The organism is Streptomyces luteosporeus, from assembly GCF_039532865.1.
Classification (GTDB): domain Bacteria; phylum Actinomycetota; class Actinomycetes; order Streptomycetales; family Streptomycetaceae; genus Streptomyces; species Streptomyces luteosporeus.
This window is the reverse complement of the sequence record NZ_BAAASL010000031.1, coordinates 11,463-33,080: the sequence shown is the minus strand read 5'-3', so window position 1 is coordinate 33,080 and position 21,618 is coordinate 11,463. Positions and strand designations below refer to the sequence as shown.

The window sequence follows — 21,618 nt, the reverse complement described above, 5'->3', positions numbered from 1 at the left end:
CGCGTCCGTGTGGGTGTGCCGGGGCGGACCTCCCCCGGCCACCGCCGGGAGGGGCCCGCCGGGCCCCAGCAGTCCGCCCCAACCCGTCCCCTGGCCGGGCACGGCCGCCTCAGGCCTTCGCGTACTCGCGGAAACCGCGCCCGGTCTTGCGCCCCAGGCACCCGGCCGCCACCAGGTGCTCCAGCAGCGGCGCCGGCGCCAGGCCGGGCTCGCGGAACTCCCGGTGCAGCACCTTCTCGATGGCCAGCGACACGTCCAGGCCCACCACGTCCAGCAGCTCGAAGGGACCCATCGGATAGCCGCCGCCGAGCTTCATCGCCGCGTCGATGTCGTCGAGCGAGGCGTAGTGCTCCTGCACCATCTTCACCGCGTTGTTCAGGTAGGGGAACAGCAGGGCGTTGACGATGAAACCGGCCCGGTCCCCGCAGTCCACCGGGTGCTTGCGGACCTTCGCGCACACCGCGCGGGCCGTGGCGTGCACGTCCGGGGCGGTGAGCACCGTGCGCACCACCTCCACCAGCTTCATCGCCGGCGCCGGGTTGAAGAAGTGCATCCCGATGACGTCCTGCGGGCGGGAGGTGGCCCGGGCGCACGCGATGACGGGCAGCGAGGAGGTGGTGGTGGCCAGCACCGCGCCGGGCCGGCAGACCTTGTCCAGGTCGGCGAACAACCGGCGCTTGACCTCCAGGTCCTCGGCGACCGCCTCGACGGCCAGGTCCACCCCGGCCAGGGCCTCCAGCGAACCGGCCGGCGTGATCGCGGCGAGCGTCGCCTCCCGCTGCTCCACCGTCAGCCGGCCCCTGGCCACCGAGCGGTCCAGGGACTTCGCGATCCGCCCCTTGGCCGCCTCCGCCTTCTCCGGCGAGCGCGCGGCGAGCACGACCGCGTACCCCGCCTTGGCGAACACCTCGGCCATCCCGCCCGCCATCGTGCCCGACCCCACCACGCCCACGGAGCGCACCTCGCGGCCGCCCGTCGCCGCGGCGGCCGCATCGGGGGTCAGGGCGTCCGGCACGACGACTGGGGAGCCGGGCGCCTCGTACGTGTAGAAGCCGCGCCCCGCCTTGCGGCCGGTCAGCCCGGCCGCCGCCAGCTGGCCCAGCACCGGTGCGGGGGCGTGCAGCCGGTCGCCGGAGGCGGCGTACATCGCCTCCAGCACCGTACGGGCGGTGTCGACGCCGATCATGTCCAGCAGGGCGAGCGGGCCCATCGGCAGGCCGCAGCCCAGCCGCATCGCCGCGTCGATGTCCTCGCGGGTGGCGTAGCGCGACTCGTACATGGCCGCGGCCTGGTTGAGGTAGCCGAACAGCAGGCCGTCGGCGACGAAGCCCGGCCGGTCGCCCGCCGTCACCGGCTCCTTGCCCAGCTCGTGGGCCAGGTCGGTGACCGCGGCGACGGCCGCGGGGTCGGTCAGGACGCAGGAGACGACCTCCACCAGCTTCATCGCCGGCGCAGGGTTGAAGAAGTGCAGGCCGAGCACCCGTTCGGGGTGCGCGGAATCGGCCGCCAGCCGGGTGACCGACAGGGCGTTGGTGCCGGTCGCGAGGACGGCGTCCGGGCGCACGACGGCGTCGAGGGCGGTGAACACCTCGTGCTTGAGCGCGTAGTCCTCCGGCACGACCTCGATCACCAGATCGGCGGGTGCGGCCGCGGCCAGGTCGCCGGAGGTGCGGAAGCGGGCGAGGGCGGCCCGGCGCCCGGCCTCGGTGATCCGGCCGCGCTCCACCGCGCGGGCGGTGGCGGCCTCCAGCGCCGCACCGGCCCGCAGGGCGGCCGCGTCGCTGATGTCGATGCCGATGACGTCACGTCCGGCCAGGACGAGCACCTCGGCGATGCCGGTGCCCATGGTGCCGAGGCCGATCACGGCGACGGTCTGCAGGCGGGGCCGGGTGGACGGGTCAGAGGTGGACGAACGGTCCATCGCGAGACTCCAGTGGGTGTTCCCCGTGCACAAGGGGAAGGACGGCGGTGGGCGGGCCGCGCGCAGCGCGGCGGGCTCGTGAGCGAAGTCCCTGCCGCCGGGGCGCGCCAAGGGGCGCCCGGGGGGCGGGAATCGTGCGACCGGCGGGCCCTGTCCCGGGGCCCTGCCGTACTCGAGAATGCCGAACCGACGTCAATGCTGCGGCGGCTGCGTCACCAGACCACCGGAGCGGGAATGCTGCTCCGGCCGGGAGATTAACCGACGGGTAACCAAGAGCGCCAGGGGTCGCGCGCGCGACTTACGATGTGGCCCAGGCCACTCGGGGAGGAGAGCGGGACATGGAAGAGGAATTCCGCGCGCTGCTGAAGCGGGTCCGGGCCGAACTGGTCTCCCCGGCCGAGTTCTCGGCGTACGAAAAGCTGCTCGCGCTCGTGCGGTCCGACACCCGCGCGGCGCGCGACGAGCTCGCCGAGGTCCTCGTCGCGCCCGAACGCCCGCTGTGGGCCCGCGAGATCGCCGCCTTCGCCCTCGGCAGCAAGGGCGACCGGCGGGCCTTCGAGACCCTCGTCCTCCTCCTCAACTACCGCGAGCCCGTACGGTGCGCCACGGCCGCCCACGTCCTGGCCCGCCTGCGCGACCCCCGCACCGCCAAGGCCGCGGCCGCACTCGCCACCAACCCGCTGCGCACCGCCTACGCGGTCTACCCCGTGCGGCTGCTGACCGAGCTGCGGGCGCCGGAATCCGTCCCCGCCCTGCTGGCCACGCTGGAACGGCTGCTGGCGGCGCGCGACCACGTGTGGCCCGTGGCACGGGCGTGCGTGGAGGGGCTGGGGATCCTCGGCGACCGCCGCGCCGAGGCGACGCTGGTGGCGGCGCGCGAACACGAGAAGCTGCGCCCCGCCGCGATCGCGGCCCTGGCCCGGCTCAACCGCCGGGGGGTGGCTCCCTGACGCCCGCGGGCGGGCCGGCGCTCCCGTATGGTCGGGCCTGCACGCAGCACCACTCATCGTCCGGGAGGACCACCCATGGGCCAGGTCGAGGCCACCACTGAGCGCATCGTCGCCGCAGGCGCGGAGGACGTCTTCGACGCGCTCGCGGACTACAGCGGCACCCGCCCCAAGCTGCTGCCCGAGCACTTCAGCGAGTACGAGGTGCGCGAGGGCGGCGACGGAAAGGGCACCGTCGTGCACTGGAAGCTCCAGGCCACCAGCAAGCGCGTGCGCGACTGCCTGATGGACGTCGACGAGCCCACCGACGGGCAGCTCGTGGAGAAGGACCGCAACTCCTCCATGGTGACCACCTGGACCGTCACCCCCGCCGGCGAGGGCCGCTCCAGGGTCGTGGTCACCACCACCTGGACGGGCGCCGGCGGCATCGGCGGCTTCTTCGAGCGGACCTTCGCGCCCAAGGGCCTGGGCCGCATCTACGACGCGATGCTCGCCCGGCTCGCCGCCGAGGTGGAGGGCAAGCCCGGCCTCGGCTGATGCCCCGGTGATACCGCGGGGCCGGCCGGGCTCACCGGTTCGGGTGGTTTTCCTGGTGCGGTCCTGCTGTGCCCAAACCGCCTCCCACCGGCAAAAAGTGCCGTCCCCGGCGCTCCCGCACAAATCGTCGCGCTTGCTGGCCGTTGTCGCGTAATGCGAGAAATGGGCGGCAGCGCAGGCGCGACGAGGGGAGCAGTTCGTGGGCGGGTCCACCTTCGAGACCACCTTGGAGAAGAGCGACGGCACGCGCGCCCTGCCCCCGGCCCCGCCCGCCCCGGCCCCGCCGCCCGCCCGGGACGCGACACGGGCGGGGCCGGCGTTCGCCGCCCTGCTGCTCGCCCTGCTGCTCGCGGCCCTCGACCAGACGGTCGTCGCGAGCACCCTGCCGAGGATCGCGGTGGAGCTGCAGGGGCCGCAGCGGGCGTCCTGGGCCGTCACCGCCTACCTGTTGACGTCCACCACCGCCCTGCCGCTGTTCGGCAGGCTCGGCGACCTGCGCGGCCGCAAGGCCGCCCTCGTCCTCGCGCTGGTCGTCTTCGTCACCGGCTCGGCCCTGGCCGGCTGGTCCCGCACGATGGACCAGTTCATCGCCTTCCGCGCCCTGCAGGGGCTCGGCGCGGCCGGCATCCTCACCGGCGTCCAGGCGGCCGTCGCCGACCTCGTGCCCGCACGCCGCCGCGGCCGCCACCTCGGCGTGATCAGCGCCGCCTACGGGCTCGCGGCCGTCGCCGGGCCCCTGCTCGGCGGGATCGTCGCCGACCGCGCCTCCTGGCGCTGGTGCTTCCACCTGAACGTCCCGCTCGGCGTGCTGGCACTCGCCGTCGTGGCCGGCAGCCTGCGGCTGCCCGCGCCGCCGCGCCGGGCCCGGTTCGACGTGCTCGGCGCCCTGCTGCTCGCGGCCTGCTCGGGCTGCGTGGTGCTGCTGACCGCCTGGGGCGGCACCGAGTACGCCTGGACCTCCCGCACCGTCCTGGGGCTGGGCGCGGGGGCCGTCGGAACGGCCCTGCTCCTCGCCGTCGTCGAGCACTTCGCCGCAGAACCGATCATCCCACCGCACTTCCTGCGGGACTCCGTCTTCGTCGTCACCGCGCTCCTCGGCGCCGTCTGCGGCCTCGCCCTCTTCGGCGCCGCCGGCTACCTGCCCACGTTCCTGCAGATGGCCGACGGCGTGGACGCCGCCCAGTCCGGACTGCTCATGCTGCCCATGATGGGCGGGATCGCCGTCGCCTCGCTGGTCTGCGGTCACCTCGTCAGCCGAACGGGCCACTACAAACTCCTGCCCGTCCTCGGCGGCGCCCTCTCGGCCGAGGGCATGTACCTGCTCTCCCACCTCGACGCCACCACCGGCCGGCTCGTGCACAGCGTCTGGATGGCCATCCTCGGCGTCGGCATCGGCCTGACCCTGCCCGTGCTCGTTCTCGCCGTGCAGAACTCCGCCCGGCCGGCCGACACCGGCGCCGTCACCGGCGCCCACCACCTCTTCCGGCAGCTCGGCGCCTCGATCGGCGCCGCCGTCCTCGCCGCCCTCTTCGCCCGCCGCCTGGGCTCCGCCCTGGCCGCCGAACTCCCGCCCGGTACGGGGCTGCCGGCACCCGGCGCCGTCACCGCACAACTCGTCCGCGCCCTGCCCGCACCGCTGCACGACGCCTACGTCCGGGCCTACGCCCAGACCGTGCCCCACGTGCTCCTCGCCCTCGTACCGGTGCTCGTCGTCGGTTTCCTGCTCGCCTTCCTGCTGAAAGAGAAACCACTGGTGTCCTACAACGCCCCCGGCGCCGCCATCCCCTCCGCGCGCCCCGCACCGCCGGCCGACCCGGTGCCCCTCGTCGCGGGCATCCCCGTGACCGGCTCCGTCCAGCACCACGACGGCACCACCGTGCCGCGCGCCGCCCTGACCCTCATCGACGTCCAGGGCCGGCAGATCGGCCGGGGCGCCAGCGGCGAGGACGGCCGGTACGCCCTGAGCACGCCCGGCACCGGCTCGTACGTGCTGATCGCCGCGGCCGGCGGCCACCAGCCGCAGGCCGTCACCGTCACCGTCGGCGAGCGGCCCGTCGAGCTCGACGTCGTCCTCGGCGGTGCCGGCCGCCTCGCCGGCACCGTGCGCACCGCCGACGGCACCCCCGTGCGCGAGGCCCTGGTCACCCTGACGAACGTGCACGGCGAAGTGGTCGCCTCCACCCGCACCGGCCCCGACGGCTCCTACGTGATCGACGAACTGGTCGCGGGCGAGTACACCCTCGCCTCCAGCGCCCCCGCGTTCCGGCCCGCGGCCCTGCAGGTGACCGTCCAGTCCGCGCGCGAGACCCGACAGGACGTCGAACTCGCCGGCGGCGCGGTGCTGCGCGGCACCGTCCGCGCCGGCGGCGGCCGGCCCGTCGAGGACGCGCGCGTGACGCTGCTGGACGCCGCCGGCAACGTCGTCGACTCCGCCATCACCGGCGCCGACGGCACCTTCCGCTTCGTCGACCTGTCCGCCGGCGAATACACCGTCGTGGCCGCCGGCTACCCGCCCGTGGCCACGGTCCTTCAGGTCGCCGGCGGCGGCCGCACGGAACGGGACCTCCAGCTGGGTCACGCGGACTAGGGCCGTGCCCCGTCAGGGGCGCGGGGCAGTGTCGATCTGCGGCTCCGCCGCGTGGGCGCGATCAGCCGCCTACGGCCCGCAGTCGACGCGCCGGAACCAAGCCGCCCACCTGCGGGCGCGTCGTGGCTTGTCGCGCCCGCGCGGCGGCAGCCGCAGATCGACACGGCCCCGCGCCCCTACGGGGCGCCGCGGCGGGGCGAACGCGGCGCCGCGCCAAGGACGTTTGGCGCAAGGACGCCCCCTCGCGGCCCCACGGGCCCTACCGTGGTGACAGGGGGCGCAGATCTTGGCGTACGCGTACGAAGGAGCAACCGCCCATGGACCGTGGCACGCCGGAGCCCGGCGACGGCCGGCACACGGCCGCCCTGGGGCGCCTGCCGCTCGCGGTGGTCGTGGTCGGCCCCACCGGAGCGGTCACGCACTGGAGTTCGGGCGCCCGCCGGCTCTTCGGGCCCACCCGGGAGGAGGCCGTCGGCGCCCTCGCCGTCGACCTGATGCCCATATGCGGCGCCCTGCAGGGCGTCCCCGGCTACCCCAGCGCCGGCCGCGCCCGCTGCAAGGTGCCCGGCAGCGGCCCGCTCGACGTGCTGTGGTGGGCCTACCCCCTGATCGGGCCCGGCCCCGAGCGGCTGCTCGTGCTGGCCGCCGACGCCGCGCGGGCGGAGGGCGGCGAACAGGACGCCGAACGCTCCGTGGTCGCCGCCCCCGGCTTCGCCCCGCACACCGGCTTCCCCGACGCCGAGGAGCTCGCCGCCCGGCTGCCCGACATCCTGCCCAACATGGGCCCGGCCGCGGGCGCCCGCATCGTCTCCCAGGTGCTGGAACTCGGCTACCCGGTGCTGGAGTTCAGCCGGCGCCGCAGGGTGCCGGTGACCCCCGACTGGGGCGTGCCGCGCCACGCCGGACGGCGCGCCCGCCCGGCCGTACCGGCGCAGCGCCCGGCCCGCGAGCCGCTCGCGGCCCCGGCCGACACCGAGGACGACACCGCGGCCGACCTGGAACATGCCGCGGTGCGCGAGCGGCTGGAATTCCTCAACGAGGTCAGCGGCTCGATCGGCAGCTCCCTGGACCTGGAGCGCACCATCCGCGAGGTCACCAGCGCGGCCGTGCCCCGCTTCGCCGACTTCGCCGGCACCCACCTGCGCGCCGCCGTCCTGGCCGGCGAGGGCTTCCCCGACGGCCCGCCCGACGTCACCACCGTCTGGCACCGCGTCTGGGTCGAGCACAACGACGAGCCCGGCCGCTGGGACGACACCGTGCCCGTGGGCGAGGCCATCTCCTTCCCCGAGCACACGCCGTTCTTCCGGTGCATGGTCACCGGCGAGCCGGTGCTCATCCCGCGGATCGACGAGGAGCTGTCCGCCCGCATCTCCGGCCAGTTCGAAAAGCGCGACCTGCGACCGCTGATCGGCGGCCGCTCCCTGCTCGTCGTGCCCCTGAAGGCACGCAACGTGGTGCTGGGCTTCATGGTGCTGCTGCGCCGCCCGGGGCGCGAGCCCTTCGGCGACATGGACCGCACCACCGGCGCCGAACTGGCAGCCCGCGCCGGGCTCGTCCTCGACAACGCCCGGATGTACACCCACCAGGAGAACGTCGCCGACACCCTGCAGGACAGCATGCTCCCGCAGGTCGCCCCGCGCACGCCCGGCTGCGACACGGCCACCCGCTACCTGCCGGGCACCCGGCTCGGCCGGGTCGGCGGCGACTGGTTCGACACCATCAAGCTCCCCGGCTCCCGCACCGCACTGGTCGTCGGCGACGTGATGGGACACGGCCTGCACTCCGCCGCGATGATGGGTCAGCTGCGCACGGCCGTGCAGACCATGGCCACCCTGGGCCTCGCGCCCGAACAGCTCCTGCGCAACCTCGACGACCTCGCCCAGCGGCTCGGCGAGCACTACCTGGCCACCTGTCTGTACGCCGTCTACGACCCCATCCGCTCGGAGCTGACCCTCGCCAACGCCGGGCACATCCCGCCCGTCCTGGTCCGGGCCGAGGACGGCCGCAGCCGGCTGCTGGAGCTGCCCACCGGCGCGCCCATAGGCGTGGGCGGGGTGCCCTTCGAAGCGGTGACCGTGCGCGTCGCGCCCGGCGACCGGCTGGTGCTGTGCACCGACGGCCTCGTCGAGGTGCGCGGCCAGGACATCGGCGCCGGCCTGGCCGTGCTGTGCGAGTCCGCCGCCCACCCGGCCGCCTCCATGGACGACGCCTGCGACGCCATCGTGCGCGCCCTCAACACCCGGGAGGGACGCAAGGACGACGTGGCCCTGCTCATGGCCCGCCTCAACGGCATCCCGCCCGAGCAGGTCGCCGAGTGGGAGATCGCGCCCCGGGCCGCCGAGGCCGCCCGGGCCCGGCACCTGGTGGGCGAGCAGCTGACCCGCTGGGGCCTGGCCGCGGCGGCCCCGACCGCACAGGTGCTCGTCGGCGAGATCGTCGCCAACGCCGTGCGTCACGCACGCACCTGGCGCATCGGCGTCCGCCTGGTGCGCACGGACGTGCTGCTGTGCGAGGTCACCGACGACGACCACACCCTGCCGGTGCTGCTGAGCGCCGAGGCGGACGAGGAATACGGGCGCGGTCTGCGGGTAGTGAGCGCACTGGCGCGGGAATGGGGCGCCAGTCACACGGGACGGGGGAAGACGGTGTGGTTCGAGCAGACTCTGGTGCAGCCATGAGCGTGACGGAGCGTTACCGCAGTGCCTGGGAAGGCTATTGGGGCGGCGTCCCGGAGGCGCCCGGCGAGGTCATCTGGGACTCCGACCCGGCCCTGGCCGCCGAGCCCCACCTCACCCTCCTGCTGCCCTACGCCGACCCGGCCCTGCCGGTGGTCGACCTCGGCTGCGGCAACGGCACCCGCACCCGGCACCTGGCCGGGCACTTCCCCCGCGCGGTCGGCGTCGACCTCTCCCGCGCGGCGGTCGAGCGCGCCCGGCGCGCCGACCCCGAGGGCCTGGCGGAGTACGAGCAGCTCGACCTGGTCGACGCGGCGGCGGTGCGCAGCCTGCACGAGCGACTGGGCGACTGCAACGTCTACATGCGCGCCGTGATCCACCAGAGCGACGCCGCCGACCGCGGCCCGGTCGCCGCGGCCGTGGCGCGGCTGGCGGGGGAGCGCGGCCGGGCCTTCGTCGTGGAGCTCAAGCCCGCCGCCGCAACGGTGCTGGCCGAGCTGGCGCAGGCGCCCGGCGGGCCGCCCGAGGGGCTCCGGCGCGTCCTGGAGCACGGGCTGCGGCCCGCCGAGGCGGCCGACGGCGAGGTGGCCGGACTGCTGACCGGTGCCGGGCTGAAGATCCTCGCCGAGGGCGACACGGAACTGACCATGACCGCCTGCCACCCGGACGGCCGCAGGGTCCGGCTGCCGGCCCGGTGGTTCGTCGCGACGGGGCGCTGAAGGTTATCCACAGGCCTGGTCCGCATCTGCCCGGGCGCGTAACGTGACGGGACATGAAGATCCTGATCTCCGCGGACATGGAGGGTGCCACCGGCGTCACCTGGCCCGGTGACGTGCTGCCCGGTGCGGCGCAGTGGGAGCGGTGCCGCCACCTGTTCACCTCCGACGTGAACGCGGCGATCGCCGGGTTCTTCGACGGTGGTGCCGATGCCGTCCTCGTCAACGAAGCGCACTGGAGCATGCGCAACCTGCTGCTGGAGCAGCTGGACGAGCGAGCGGAAATGCTCACCGGCAAGCACAAGACGCTCAGCATGGTCGAGGGGGTGCAGCACGGAGACGTCGACGGCATCGCGTTCGTGGGCTACCACGCGGCGGCCGGAGCCGAGGGCGTGCTGGCGCACACCTACCTGGCGAACTCCATCACCGGCGTCCGGGTGAACGGCAGGCGGGCCAGCGAGGGCCTGCTCAACTCTCTGGTCGCCGCCGAATACGGTGTGCCGGTGGTGCTGGTGACCGGCGACGACCGGACGTGCGAGGACGCCAAGGGGTATGCGCCCGAGGCCCGTTCGGTCGCCGTGAAGGACTACGTCTCCCGGTACGCGGCCGTCTGCCGCCCGCCGGCCCGCACGGCGGCGGACATCCGGTCCGCCGCCGAGGCCGCCGCCGTGCTCGCGGCACGCCACGAGCCGGTGCACGGCGGGCCCTTCACCGTCGAGGTGGAGTTCGACGCCGAGCACCTCGCCGGGGCGGCCACGGCCGTGCCCGGCGTCGCCCAGACCGGTGAACGGCTGGTGGCCTACACCCTGCCCACCATGTACGAGGCAATCCGCTGCTTCAAGGCGGTCACGACCGTCGTCTCGGCGGCGGTGGAGGAGCAGTATGGCTGAAACGACCCACGGGGGGAACGGGGGAGCGAGCAGACCCGGTGAGCGGATCTCCGGCCGGATCGACGAGCGGGCCCTGGCCGAGGCGGTGCGCTTCACCTCGGACCTGATCCGGATCGACACCGCCAACCGCGGGGGCGGCGACTGCCGGGAGCGCCCGGCCGCCGAGTATGTCGCCGAGCAGCTCGCCGACGCCGGCCTGGAGCCGCTGCTGCTGGAGAAGGAGCCCGGGCGCACCAACGTCGTCGCCCGCATCCCCGGCACCGACCCGGGCGCCGAGGCGATCCTGGTCCACGGCCACCTGGACGTCGTCCCGGCCGAGCCCGCCGACTGGCGCGTGCACCCCTTCTCCGGCGAGGTGCGCGACGGCGTGGTGTGGGGACGCGGCGCCATAGACATGAAGGGCATGGACGCCATGGTCCTGGCGGTCGTCCGGGCCTGGGCCCGGGCGGGCGTGCGCCCCCCGCGGGACGTGGTGATCGCCTACACCGCCGACGAGGAGGACACCTCCCTGCCCGGCGCGGCCTTCCTCGCCGCCGAGCACGCCGGTCTCTTCGAGGGCTGCACGGTCGGCATCAGCGAGTCCGGCGGCTACACCTTCCACGCCGACGGGGGCCTGCGGCTCTACCCCGTGGCGGCGGGGGAGCGCGGCTCGGCCTGGGTCCGGCTGACCGCACAGGGCACCGCCGGGCACGGTTCGAAGGTCAATCGGCGCAACGCCGTGGTCCGTCTGGCCGCTGCCGTCACCCGGATCGGGGAGTACAAGTGGCCCGTGCGGCTCACCCCCACCGTCCGTGCGGCGCTGCGGGAGATCGCCGCCGTCCACGGCATCGAGGCCAACCCCGAGGCGCCGGGCTTCGACGCCGACGAGCTGCTCGCCAAGCTCGGCACGGCGGCCGCACTGGTGGCGGCCACCGTGCGCAACAGCGCCAATCCCACCATGCTGCACGCCGGTTACAAGATCAACGTCATTCCGGGGCTGGCCGTCGGCCACGTCGACGGCCGCACCGTGCCCGGCGGCGACGCCGAGTTCGAGCGGATCATGGACGAGCTCACCGGGCCCGACGTCGACTGGGAGTACGAGCACCGCGAGATCTCCCTGCAGGCCCCCGTCGACGCCCCGGTCTTCGCCCGGATGCGCGCCGCGCTCGAACGCTTCGATCCCGACGCCCGCGTGGTGCCGTTCTGCATGTCAGGCGGCACCGACGCCAAACACTTCTCCCGCCTGGGCATCACCGGCTACGGCTTCTCGCCCGTCAGGCTCCCGGCCGGCTACGACTATCAGGCGCTCTTCCACGGAGTCGACGAACGGGTGCCCGTCGACGCGCTGCACTTCGGCGTGCGGGTGCTCGATCACTTTTTGATGGATCGCAGCCTGACGGACCGCAGCCTGCTGGGCCGCACCCCGGCCGAGCCCCTTTCCGATCCGTACTGATCCCCGACTCGTCCCCACTGACCCCCTTCACAAGGAGGCGTAGCAATCATGGTGTCCACGGCGCCCTACGGAGCCTGGCAGTCACCCATCGACGCCGCGCTCGTCGCGGCGCACGAGGGAGCCCCGGAGCACGTGGGCACGATCGGCGACGAGGTCTGGTGGGTCGCTCCGCGCCCGGCGGAGAACGGCCGCAAGACCCTGGTGCGCCGCCTCACCGACGGAGCGGAGGCGCCGGCGCTGCCCGCACCGTGGAACGTGCGCAACCGGCTGACGGAGTACGGCGGCCGGCCCTGGGCGGGCGTCGCCCGGGGCGCCGGGGGCCCGCTGCTGGTCTTCACCGAGTGCTCCGACCAGCGGCTGTACGCCTGGGAGCCGGACGACCCGGCCGGCGGCGCGCCCCGGCCCCTGACGCCCGTCTCGGCCGTCGGCGGCGGGCTGCGCTGGGCCGACCCGCTGCTGCTGCCCGAGCGCGGCGAAGTGTGGTGCGTGCTGGAGGAGTTCACCGGCGAGGGTCCGCAGGACGTGCGCCGGGTCATCGCCGCCGTCCCGCTCGACGGCTCCGCCGCCGAGGACCGCGCCGCCGTACGGGAGCTCACCGACGACCGGCACCGCTTCGTCACCGGCCCCCGGCTCTCCCCGGACGGCCGGCGCGTGGCCTGGACGGCCTGGGACCACCCGCGCATGCCCTGGGAGGGCACCGAGCTGAAGGTCGCCGACGTCGCCGGACCCGGCGCCCCGTTCGACGACGTGCGCACCGTGGCGGGCGGCGAGCGGGAGTCCGTCGCCCAGGTGGAGTGGGCCCCGGACGGCAGCCTGCTCGCCGTCACCGACCGCACCGGCTGGTGGAACCTGCACCGCGTCGACCCGGACACCGGCCGGGCCGTCAACCTCTGCCGCCGCGAGGAGGAGTTCGCCGGCGCCCCCTGGGTGCCGGGCCAGCGCTGGTTCGCCCCCCTGCCCGGCGGCACGGTCGCCGTCGTCCACGGCCGCGGCGCCCAGCGCCTGGGCATACTCGACCCCGAGACCGGCGAAGTGGTGGACGCCGCCGGTCCGTGGACGGAGTGGCGCTCCACCCTGGCCGTCAGCGGCACCCGGGTCGTGGGGGTGGCCGCGAGCCCCCGCACCGCCTACGAGGTCGTCGAGCTGGACACCCGCACCGGCAGGGCCCGGGCGATCGGCGCCCGGCACACCGACGCGGTGGACCCCGCCTACTACCCCGAGCCGCTCATCCGCACCTTCACCGGCCCCGACGGCCGGGAGGTGCACGCCCACATCTACCCGCCGCACAGCCCCGACCACACCGCACCCGCCGACGAGCTGCCCCCCTTCGTGGTGTGGGCGCACGGCGGCCCCACCGGGCGCTCGCCGCTCGTGCTCGACCTGGAGATCGCCTACTTCACCTCCCGGGGCATAGGCGTGGCCCAGGTCAACTACGGCGGTTCCACGGGCTACGGCCGCGACTACCGCGACCGGCTGCGCGAGCGGTGGGGCGTGGTGGACGTCGAGGACTGCGCCGCCGTCGCCGAGACGCTGGCCGAGGAGGGCACCGCCGACCGCGCCCGGCTCGCCATCCGCGGCGGCAGCGCCGGCGGCTGGACGAGCGCCGCCTCCCTCGCCACCACCTCCACCTACGCCTGCGCCACCATCGCCTATCCCGTGCTCGACCTGCTGACCTGGGCCGACGGCGGCACCCACGACCTGGAGTCGCACTACCTGGAGTATCTGATCGGCCCCCTCGCCGAGGTGCCCGACCGCTACCGCGACCGCTCCCCGCTCGCCCGCGCCGACCGTGTCACCGCCTCCTTCCTGCTGCTGCAGGGCCTTGAGGACGCGGTCTGCCCGCCCGAGCAGAGCGAGCGGTTCGCCGAGGCCATGGCCGGGCGCGGGGTGCCGTTCGCCTACCTCACCTTCGAGGGCGAGGGCCACGGATTCCGCAAGGCCGCCAGCGTCGTGCGCTCCCTGGAGGCCGAGCTCTCCCTGTACGCCCAGACCTTCGGCATCGACGTCCCCGGCATACCCGTGCTGGAACTGGCCAAGTAGCCGACGGAGGATGTGGGCAGGCTCTGCCCATGACGACGACCGTTGTGCTCCGGACGCCCCGACTGACGCTGCGCCGCTGGCGCGAGGACGATCTCGGCCCCATGGCGGCCATCAACGCCGACCCGGAGGTGATGCGCTGGATCGGCGACGGATCGGTCCGCGACCGGGCCCGCACCCGGGCCGGCATCGACGCCAGCGAGCGGGAGTGGGAGGAGCACGGGGTCGGCCTGTTCGCCGTCGAGTGCCGGGAGTCGGGGCAGTTCGTGGGCTTCGCCGGGCTGTCCGTGCCGTCCTTCCTGCCGGAGATCCTGCCGGCCGTGGAGCTCGGCTGGCGCCTGGCCCGGCCCTTCTGGGGCCGGGGGCTGGCCACGGAGGCGTCCCGCGTCGTGCTGGACTTCGCACTGCGCGACCGCGGCCTGGCCAGGATCGTGGGCGTGCACGCCACCGGCAACCACGCGTCCGAGCGCGTCCTGGGCAAGCTCGGTATGCGCCGCGAGCGCCGCACGACCCATCCGCGGTACGGGGTGCCGCTGTGCGTCCACGTCTTGGAGACGTGCCCGTAGGGCGCGTGTCCGGCGGGTCGTACGGCGCCCCGTAGGGGCGCGGGGCGGTGTCGATCTGCGGCTGCCGCCGCGTGGGCGCGATCGGCCACCGACGGCCCGCAGCTGACGCGCCAGCCCGGGGTCCGGGCGGAGCACGGCACTTCGTCTGCGGGCGCGTCGTGGCTTGTCGCGCAGTTCCCCGCGCCCCTACGGGGCGCAGTGGTGCCGCGTGGCGAAGATGCGCCTGGCCCGGGCGGGGGCGGCGGCTCACACGTTCGGCCGCACCGCACGTGCTCGCTGGCGGCCGAGCGAAGAGCGTGGACGGGGGCGGTGCACGCGCCGTGCCGCCCCCGCCCCGCGCCGAAGGAGCCGCCGTGTCCGACGTGTCGCCCCCGCCGCCCGCCGCATCCGCCGGTGCGGGCCACCCCGGCGGCCGGCTGCTCGCCGCGGGCCTGGGCCACGAGGGGCAGGTGCCGGGCATCCTGATGGCGGCCGAGGGCGAGCGCGTCGTCGCCGTCGCCGCGGGCGACCGCCACAGCCTGGCGCTGACCGAGGACGGCCGGCTGCTCGCCGCGGGGCTCGACGACCACGCCCAGGTGACCGGGATCTTCGCCGCCGCCCGCGGGCTGCGCCTGGCGGCCGTGGCCGCCGGCGGTTCGCACAGCCTGGCCGTGACCGCCGACGGCCGGCTGCTGGCCGCCGGCGACGACCGCAACCACCAGGTCACCGGCATCCGCGAGGCGGCCCGCGGGAGGAAGGTCACCGGGGCCGACTGCGGCGCGGTGCACCTCCTCGCCGTGACCGAGGAGGGCGATCTGCTGGCCGCGGGCCACGACGGCGACGGGCAGGTCGCCGGCATCCGCGCGGCCGCCCGCGGTCACCGCGTCGTGGCGGCCGCCGCCGGCGACTTCCACAGCCTGGCGGTCACCGAGGACGGCCGGCTCCTGGGCAGCGGCCGCGACGACGACCAGCAGGTCTCCGGCCTGCTGGCGGCGGCCGAGGGCCACAAGGTCGTCGCCGTCGCGGCGGCCGCGCTGCAGAGCCTGGCGGTGACCGAGGACGGCCGGATTCTCGCCGCCGGGCACGACGGCCACCACCAGGTCTCCGGCATCCTGCGCGCGGCCCAGGGGCAGCGGGTGGCCGCCGTGGCCGCGGGCCATCTGCACAGCCTCGCCCTGACCTCCGCCGGACAGCTCGTGGGCGCGGGCAAGGACGGCGACCGGCAGGTCTCGGGCCTGCTGGCCGCGGCCGCCGGGCAGCGCGTCGCGGCCGTCGCCGCGGGCGGCCGGCACAGCCTGGCCGTCGTCGCCGGCGACGGCCCCGCCGGGCGCACGGCGCGCGCGGACTTCCGTACCCGCGAGGGCGGCCCCGAGCGGGCCCTGAGCCTGCGGCTGCGGGACCCGCGGGGCGGTCCGGACGTCGTGCTGACCTCCCATCAGCCCGCCGTGGACTTCGCGGTCCACGAGGGCGAGGACGTGCAGATGGTGGTGCGGCACGGGGAGGAGCTGGTGGGCCGCGGCACGGTGCGCTTCACCTATGACGAGGCCACCCGCACCACCGGCATCGACACGCGGGCCAGCCGGTTCCCCTCGTACCTCACCTGCACCGGTCACGGCGCCAACCGGTTCACGTTCGTCTGGAGCCGCTGAGTCAAGGGCTGCCCGGGCTCACACGCCCGTCAGCACCCGTGAGGCGCCCACCGGCAGGTCCCACAGGTCCTTGCGGGGCCGGCCCGCCGCCTCCCAGGCCGCGCGCACGCGCCGCAGCGGTTCCAGCGGCGGTTCGGCCGACAGCAGGAACGTCGACCAGTGCATCGGGGCCATCACCCGGGCCCCCAGGTCGGTGCAGGCGCGCACGGCCTCCTCCGGGTCGGTGTGCACCGGCCCCAGCATCCAGCGCGGGTCGTACGCCCCGATCGGCAGCAGTGCGACATCGATGTCCGCGTAGGCCTCGCCGATCCGTTCGAACCAGAAGCCGTAGCCCGTGTCGCCCGCGAAGTACACCCGCGGGCCTCCCGGCGCGGTGATCACCCAGCCGCCCCACAGCGACCGGCAGGTGTCGGTCAGCGTCCGCTTGCTCCAGTGGTGGGCCGGTACGAAGTCGAAGCGCACCGGGCCGCGCGGCCCGGGCAGTTCCACCGCCTCCCACCAGTCGAGCTCGGTGACGTGGGCGAAGCGGCGCCGGCGCGCCCAGCGGGCCAGGCCGGCGGGCAGCAGCAGGTGGGTGTCGCGGGGCAGCCGCCGCAGGGTGGGCAGGTCGAGGTGGTCGTAGTGGTTGTGGCTGATGACGACGGCGTCGACGTGCGGCAGGTCCTCCCAGCGCACCCCCACCGGGGTCACGCGCGGCGGCGTCCCCAGGATGCGGCGGGACCAGACCGGGTCGGTCAGCACGGTCAGCCCGCCGATGCGCAGCACCCAGCTGGCGTGCCCCGCCCAGGTCAGGGCGAGGGAGCCGGCGTCCACGGCGGGCAGCGGGCCCGGTTCCAGGGGCAGCAGGGCCAGCTCGTGCAGCGAGGCGGCGCTCGGGCGCAGCCGGCCCTCGCGGGCGAGCCGCGCGAGGGCGCGCACGCCCGGCAGCGGGGCGGTCAGGCGGTCGGCGAACGACCGGGGCCAGGAGCGGATCTCACCGAGAGGACGCGGCTCCGCGAGGGGACGCTCGGTCTGTTCGGTCATCTGGGGCTCCATTCGTGGGGAACCGGAACCTTGGCGCGGGGCTTGCGGCACGCCGGGCGCGCGCCCCGCGCCGTGGCACGCTCACCGGTCGACGGTAGATCAGGTGCGGGCGAGTTCACTGAACGCCGATCCAAAAGCGGACAACGCCTCCGCGACATCCGGCTCGGCCAGCGGGGCGGGGGCCGCCAGGGCGCGCCGGCGCCGCTCGTCGTCGTCGCCGAGCAGCGCCGCGGTGGACAGCCGCACCCGCAGCGCGTCGGGGGCGTCGCCGAAGCGGTGGCCGCCCGGCACCGGCCGCCCGAGCACCTCGCCCAGGTGCGCCTCCAGCTCGACGGAGTCGCTGATGCCGCGGGCGGCCAGGGCGCCGCGCAGTTCGCCGAGGTCGGCGTAGAGGTAGGGGCCGGTCTGCGGCGGCCGGCACAGCACGCCCGCCGCGTCCAGGCGTTCGCGCACCGCGGCGCCCAGTGCCGCGTACAGCCGGGCGGCGGCCGCGGTGCGGGCGCGCACCGGCCCGGGCTCGGTCAGTGCCCACCGCACGGCGGCCGCCAGCGGCGGCGGCAGTTCGGCGCCGATCGCCTGGAGCACCGTGCCGGCCCGGGCCAGCAGGGCCGGGCCGGTGCCGCCGGCGGGGAAGCGGGCCACCGCGGCCGGCCAGGCGGTGGGCAGCAGCGGCCCGGCCAGGCCGGTGAGGACGACGACCCGGTCGGGGTACATCTCGGCGGGCCCGACGTGGACGGTGGCGTGCGCGTCGTGCAGGGCGTCGCGCCAGGTCTCGTCGCTGACGACGGTCAGCTCCTCGGCGGCCGCGGCCTCGCACACCTCGTGCACGATCTCCGGCGGGGCGACGGTGCCGGTGGTCTCGTCGGCGACCGACAGCACCAGGAAGCGCGGCCGCCCGCCCTCGGCGCGGATCCGGCTCACCGTCTCCAGCAGGGCGAAGGGGTCGGGCACCCCGCCGCACTCGGCCGGTACCTGCACGTGGTAGGCCAGCCGCCCGGCCAGCCGGGCGACCGGCGCGTACCAGGCGGCGCAGGGGCGGGTCAGCAGCACCTCGCCGCCCGCCGAGGCCAGCAGGGCCAGCAGCAGCGGCGCGGCGCCCGGGGCGGCGAGCACCTGCCCCGGGCCGGTGGGCAGGCCCCGGCGGGCCCAGTGGCCGCAGGCGGCCTCGCGCAGGCGCGGGCCGCCGCCGACGGGTTCGGGGTCGCCGTGCGCGGCCGCCCCGGCGAGCTGCTCGGCCAGTTCCGGCAGGACGGGCATTCCGCGCTCGGGGGCCGGCAGGCCGGTCAGTGCCGGGAAGCGCTGCTGCATCCGTCCGCACACCTCCGCGCCGCGCCGGGCGCCTCGATGGGTCCTCTGACCCACCTTCGCAGATCACGGCGCGAGGACGGTGGCCGACACGGGCGGCAGGACGACGAGCCCTCCCATCGAGCCGTCCCACGTTTCAAGACTGCCCTCTCGCCATGCGAAAAAGCGGCGTACGGTGAGTGCGGCACCGTGACCGACCCGGGCGACCGAGGGGGCACCATGCACTACATCCACGGCCACCACGAATCCGTCCTGCGCTCCCACAGCCGGCGCACGGCCGCCGACTCCGCGGCCTATCTGCTGCCCGAACTGCGCCCGCACCACCGCGTGCTGGACATCGGCTGCGGGCCCGGCAGCATCACCGCCGATCTCGCCGCGCTCGTCCCGCAGGGCCACGTCACCGGCCTGGACGCCGCGCCGGACATCCTGCCCACCGCCCGTGCGGCCGCCCGCGAACGCGGCCTGGACAACGTGGACTTCACCACCGGCGACGTCCGTGCCCTCGGCTTCCCCGACGGCGCCTTCGACGTCGTCCACGCCCACCAGGTGCTCCAGTACCTCGACGACCCCGTCGGCGCGCTGCGCGAGATGCGCCGGGTGTGCCGCCCCGGCGGTGTCATCGCCGTCCGCGACGTGGTCTACACGGCCATGAGCTGGTACCCGCGGGTGCCCGGCCTGGACGACTGGCAGCGGCTGTACGTGGCGGTCGCCCGGGCCGGCGGCGGGGAGCCGGACGCGGGCAGCCACCTGTACTCCTGGGCCCGGCAGGCCGGCCTGACCGACGTCACGGCCACCGCCGGCGCCTGGTGCTACACCGGCGCGGAGCAACGGCAGTGGTGGAGCGGCCTGTGGGCGGACCGCACCCTCGCCTCCCCCTTCGCCCGCCACGCCGTCGAGGGCGGCTGGGCGGACGAGGCGCGGCTCGCGGCGATCGCCGAGGCGTGGCACGCGTGGGGACGGCACGAGGACGCGTGGTTCGCCGTCCTCAACGGCGAACTGTTGTGCAAGGCCGGCTCATCCGTTCCCCGGTGACCGGGCCCACCACCGCCAACTAGCCTTGTTTTCATGAACATTCTGGGGACCTCGCTACGGGTGTGTGTCGGCGACCTGGAAGCGGCGATCGCGGTGTACGAACGGCTGACCGGCGCCGAGGCCATGCGCTTTCGGCGCGGCGGCGTGTCCGTGGCCGCCGTCGGCTGCTTCTTCCTGATGAGCGGGCCGGAGGCGGAGCTGTCGGTGCTGCGCGCCATCAAGGCGACCATCGCCGTCACCGACGTGGACGAGGCGCTGGCGGACCTGCGGGCCGTGGGGGCGGACATCGTCGCCGGCCCGGTGCGCACCCCCATCGGCCGCAATCTGGTGGCCCGTCACCCCGACGGGTCGGTCTTCGAGTACGTGGACCGCAAGGAGGAGTGATCCCAGGAGTGATTCCTTTCCCGGCCCCGCCCGGCACGGACGGCTCAGGGGCGGGGCCGGGCAGCGGGCGTACCCTCCCCCTCGGCGAGGTCCGCGATCTCCGCCTCCGCCAGGACGGCCCGCGCCCCCTCCTCGTCCCCGCGCGCCTGCAGGATCCGCGCCTCCAGCAGCCGGAAGCGGCCGTGCCGGCGGGCCGCCGGCGGCAGCCCCGCCAGGACGGCGGCCGCCTCGTCCACCTGCTGCGCGGCCAGCAGTGCCGTGATCGCCTCCCGTGCCAGCGCCACCCGCGCCGCCCGCGACGCGCGCCCCTCCCGTGCCGCCGCAACCGCCGCCGCGTACCGCTGCGCGGCCCGCTGCGGGTGGCCGCTCAGCGCGTCCGCGGCGGCCAGGCAGCGCAGGGCCGGCCAGCCGGCGCCCAGCCGCTCGGCCGTCTCCCAGCTGCGGGCCGCCTGCGAGCGGTCGCCCGCGTGCCACTGCGCCACGCCCAGGTGGTACGCCGAGGCCGGCCCCGGTTCCGTGGTCTCCAGCATCTCCCGCCACGGCCGTGACACCAGGGACGGCCCGGGCTCGGGCCCGTCCTGCGGCAGCGTGCCGGTGCGCAGCAGGGCGAGCCAGGGCTGCTGCTCGGCGCCCAGGGTCGTGGCGGGGAAGGGCGTGCCGGGCAGCTCCAGGCGGCCCCGCTCGACCTCCAGTGCGCCCCAGCCCGATCCCGTCGCCAGCGTCTCCTTCGGCTCGTGGTCGGCGTACGGGCGCCAGGCGGTGTACGCGGCGTCCACCGCCGCGCGCGGCAGCGCGGCCTCCAGCCGCCCGGCGGCCTCGGCGCGGGCCGCCGCCCAGTCGGCCCCGTGGACGGCGGCCGGGTCGGCGGTCAGCGGCCCGTACGCCTCCAGCCAGGCGAACTCCCCGCCAGCCTCCAGCGGCACGTGCTCCAGCTGCGTCGGGGCCAGGCCGGCCTGGATCTCGGCGTAGCCGCCCGTGCCCGGCTCGGTGAGCCACTCCTGCCAGCGGCGCCCGGGCTCGTCCGTGCCCCACACGAACAGCTTGCGGCCCCCCAGCAGGCGCGTGGAGGTCTGCACCAGCCCCCGCCCGTCCGTGTCGAGGGCGGCGATCCAGGGACGCTCGTCCGCGGCCAGGTCGTAGAAGTAGTCGCCGTGCCGCGCGCACCGCAGCGGGTACGAGCCGTGCGCGCCGTCCGGCACCGGCACGCGCCGCAGCGCCCGCTCCGGTCCGAAGGACCAGGCGGCGTCGGCGGGCGCCAGGACGCGGGTGCCCGGCCCCTCGGGGACGGCGGTGTTGGACCACCAGTAGACGGGTGCCGTGTGGTGGTGGGGGTTGCGCACGCGCACTCCCACGTACAGGAAGTCCGAGCCCTCCGGCAGCCACAGGTCCACCTGGAAGGGCAGGTCGCGCAGCCGCTCCCACTCCCACAGGCGCAGCATCTCGCCGCCGTCGGGCGCCGGTACGCGGGCGGCGTGCAGCGGCGCCACCGACAGGGTGCCGTGCCCGGTGGCGCCGGTGTTCCACTCGATGCCGCCGGAGAACCAGGCGCCGTTGAGGGCGAACCCGGCCGGCTGGAGGACGGGGTTCGTGTACACCAGCGAACGGCCCGTGGGCTTGTGCACCAAGGAGTGCACCCGCCCGCCGAGACCGGGCAGGACCGTGGCGCGCAGCCGGTCGTTCTCGACCACGATCGCCTCCACGTCGGTGGGCACCCGCTCGCGCGTGTAGCCGTCGCGGCGGCGCACCGGCAGCAGGGAGCGCAGCGGCTCGTAGGCCATCCGCCGGGCCATCTCCGCCGGCAGGTCCGGGGGCAGGCCGCGGCCGCGGCGGTGGACGTCGGCGGGGGCCGCCAGCGGCGGCAGCGGGTCCTCCGGACCCAGCGGTGCCGCGGGCAGGGTCAGGACGGTGCGACGGATGGTCGTTGCCACGGCTCTTTGT

16 protein-coding genes are annotated in these 21,618 nt (G+C 75.7%); 12 read left to right on the top strand and 4 right to left on the bottom strand.

Going from position 1 to position 21,618, the window contains the following annotated elements; genetic code table 11:
- Positions 1 to 109 precede the first annotated feature (109 nt).
- On the bottom strand, positions 110 to 1,921 hold the full coding sequence (locus tag ABD361_RS28895; protein ID WP_344439694.1) for a 3-hydroxyacyl-CoA dehydrogenase family protein: 1,812 nt from the start codon (positions 1,919 to 1,921) through the stop codon (positions 110 to 112).
- 338 nt (positions 1,922 to 2,259) lie between these two features.
- Between ABD361_RS28895 and ABD361_RS28890 the strand changes: the two genes are divergently transcribed.
- The 10 genes from ABD361_RS28890 to ABD361_RS28845 all read left to right on the top strand — a co-directional run bounded on the left by ABD361_RS28890 (position 2,260) and on the right by ABD361_RS28845 (position 15,936).
- Positions 2,260 to 2,871 (top strand): HEAT repeat domain-containing protein, encoded by a 612-nt coding sequence (locus ABD361_RS28890; protein ID WP_344439692.1) that lies wholly within the window; start codon positions 2,260 to 2,262, stop codon positions 2,869 to 2,871.
- Between the two features lie 75 nt (positions 2,872 to 2,946).
- The gene (locus ABD361_RS28885) at positions 2,947 to 3,405 is read left to right on the top strand and encodes an SRPBCC family protein (RefSeq protein ID WP_344439690.1); all 459 of its coding nucleotides are present in this window, start codon (positions 2,947 to 2,949) and stop codon (positions 3,403 to 3,405) included.
- Between the two features lie 199 nt (positions 3,406 to 3,604).
- Positions 3,605 to 5,992 carry an MFS transporter gene (locus ABD361_RS28880; protein WP_344439688.1) on the top strand — a complete coding sequence of 796 codons (2,388 nt, stop codon included), beginning with the start codon at positions 3,605 to 3,607 and terminating at the stop codon, positions 5,990 to 5,992.
- 317 nt (positions 5,993 to 6,309) lie between these two features.
- On the top strand, positions 6,310 to 8,670 hold the full coding sequence (locus ABD361_RS28875) for a SpoIIE family protein phosphatase (protein ID WP_344439686.1): 2,361 nt from the start codon (positions 6,310 to 6,312) through the stop codon (positions 8,668 to 8,670).
- Positions 8,667 to 9,386: a methyltransferase domain-containing protein gene (locus ABD361_RS28870; protein ID WP_344439684.1), complete on the top strand. Its 720-nt coding sequence runs from the start codon at positions 8,667 to 8,669 to the stop codon at positions 9,384 to 9,386. The genes ABD361_RS28875 and ABD361_RS28870 overlap by 4 nt, the downstream gene beginning before the upstream one ends.
- Before the next feature lie 53 nt (positions 9,387 to 9,439).
- Positions 9,440 to 10,273: a M55 family metallopeptidase gene (locus tag ABD361_RS28865; protein WP_344439682.1), complete on the top strand. Its 834-nt coding sequence runs from the start codon at positions 9,440 to 9,442 to the stop codon at positions 10,271 to 10,273.
- On the top strand, positions 10,266 to 11,705 hold the full coding sequence (locus ABD361_RS28860; protein ID WP_344439680.1) for a M20/M25/M40 family metallo-hydrolase: 1,440 nt from the start codon (positions 10,266 to 10,268) through the stop codon (positions 11,703 to 11,705). Before ABD361_RS28865 ends, ABD361_RS28860 begins: the two co-directional genes overlap by 8 nt.
- A 48-nt stretch (positions 11,706 to 11,753) precedes the next feature.
- Positions 11,754 to 13,745, top strand: coding sequence for a dipeptidyl-peptidase 5 (locus ABD361_RS28855; RefSeq protein WP_344439678.1), 1,992 nt, complete (start codon positions 11,754 to 11,756; stop codon positions 13,743 to 13,745).
- 29 nt (positions 13,746 to 13,774) lie between these two features.
- Positions 13,775 to 14,308: a GNAT family N-acetyltransferase gene (locus ABD361_RS28850; RefSeq protein WP_344439676.1), complete on the top strand. Its 534-nt coding sequence runs from the start codon at positions 13,775 to 13,777 to the stop codon at positions 14,306 to 14,308.
- A 353-nt stretch (positions 14,309 to 14,661) separates the two neighbouring features.
- Positions 14,662 to 15,936, top strand: a complete 1,275-nt coding sequence (locus ABD361_RS28845; RefSeq protein WP_344439674.1) for an RCC1 domain-containing protein — start codon at positions 14,662 to 14,664, stop codon at positions 15,934 to 15,936.
- A gap of 18 nt (positions 15,937 to 15,954) precedes the next feature.
- Here the strand turns inward: ABD361_RS28845 and ABD361_RS28840 are convergent, their stop codons facing one another.
- Together ABD361_RS28840 and ABD361_RS28835 are read right to left on the bottom strand one after the other, a co-directional pair.
- Complete coding sequence (locus ABD361_RS28840) at positions 15,955 to 16,971, bottom strand: MBL fold metallo-hydrolase (RefSeq protein WP_425583356.1); 1,017 nt, start codon at positions 16,969 to 16,971, stop codon at positions 15,955 to 15,957.
- 87 nt (positions 16,972 to 17,058) lie between these two features.
- Positions 17,059 to 18,267, bottom strand: a complete 1,209-nt coding sequence (locus ABD361_RS28835; RefSeq protein ID WP_344439670.1) for an aminotransferase class I/II-fold pyridoxal phosphate-dependent enzyme — start codon at positions 18,265 to 18,267, stop codon at positions 17,059 to 17,061.
- A 216-nt stretch (positions 18,268 to 18,483) separates the two neighbouring features.
- Here ABD361_RS28835 and ABD361_RS28830 point away from each other — a divergent pair, with 216 nt between their 5' ends.
- Positions 18,484 to 19,296, top strand: coding sequence for a class I SAM-dependent methyltransferase (locus ABD361_RS28830; protein ID WP_344439668.1), 813 nt, complete (start codon positions 18,484 to 18,486; stop codon positions 19,294 to 19,296).
- Positions 19,297 to 19,329: 33 nt separating this feature from the next.
- Positions 19,330 to 19,680, top strand: a complete 351-nt coding sequence (locus tag ABD361_RS28825; protein ID WP_344439666.1) for a VOC family protein — start codon at positions 19,330 to 19,332, stop codon at positions 19,678 to 19,680.
- A 44-nt stretch (positions 19,681 to 19,724) separates the two neighbouring features.
- Here the strand turns inward: ABD361_RS28825 and ABD361_RS28820 are convergent, their stop codons facing one another.
- A complete protein-coding gene (locus ABD361_RS28820; protein ID WP_344439664.1) occupies positions 19,725 to 21,608 on the bottom strand; it encodes a DUF5107 domain-containing protein in 1,884 nt (627 codons plus the stop codon).
- Between the last annotated feature and the right edge of the window lie 10 nt (positions 21,609 to 21,618).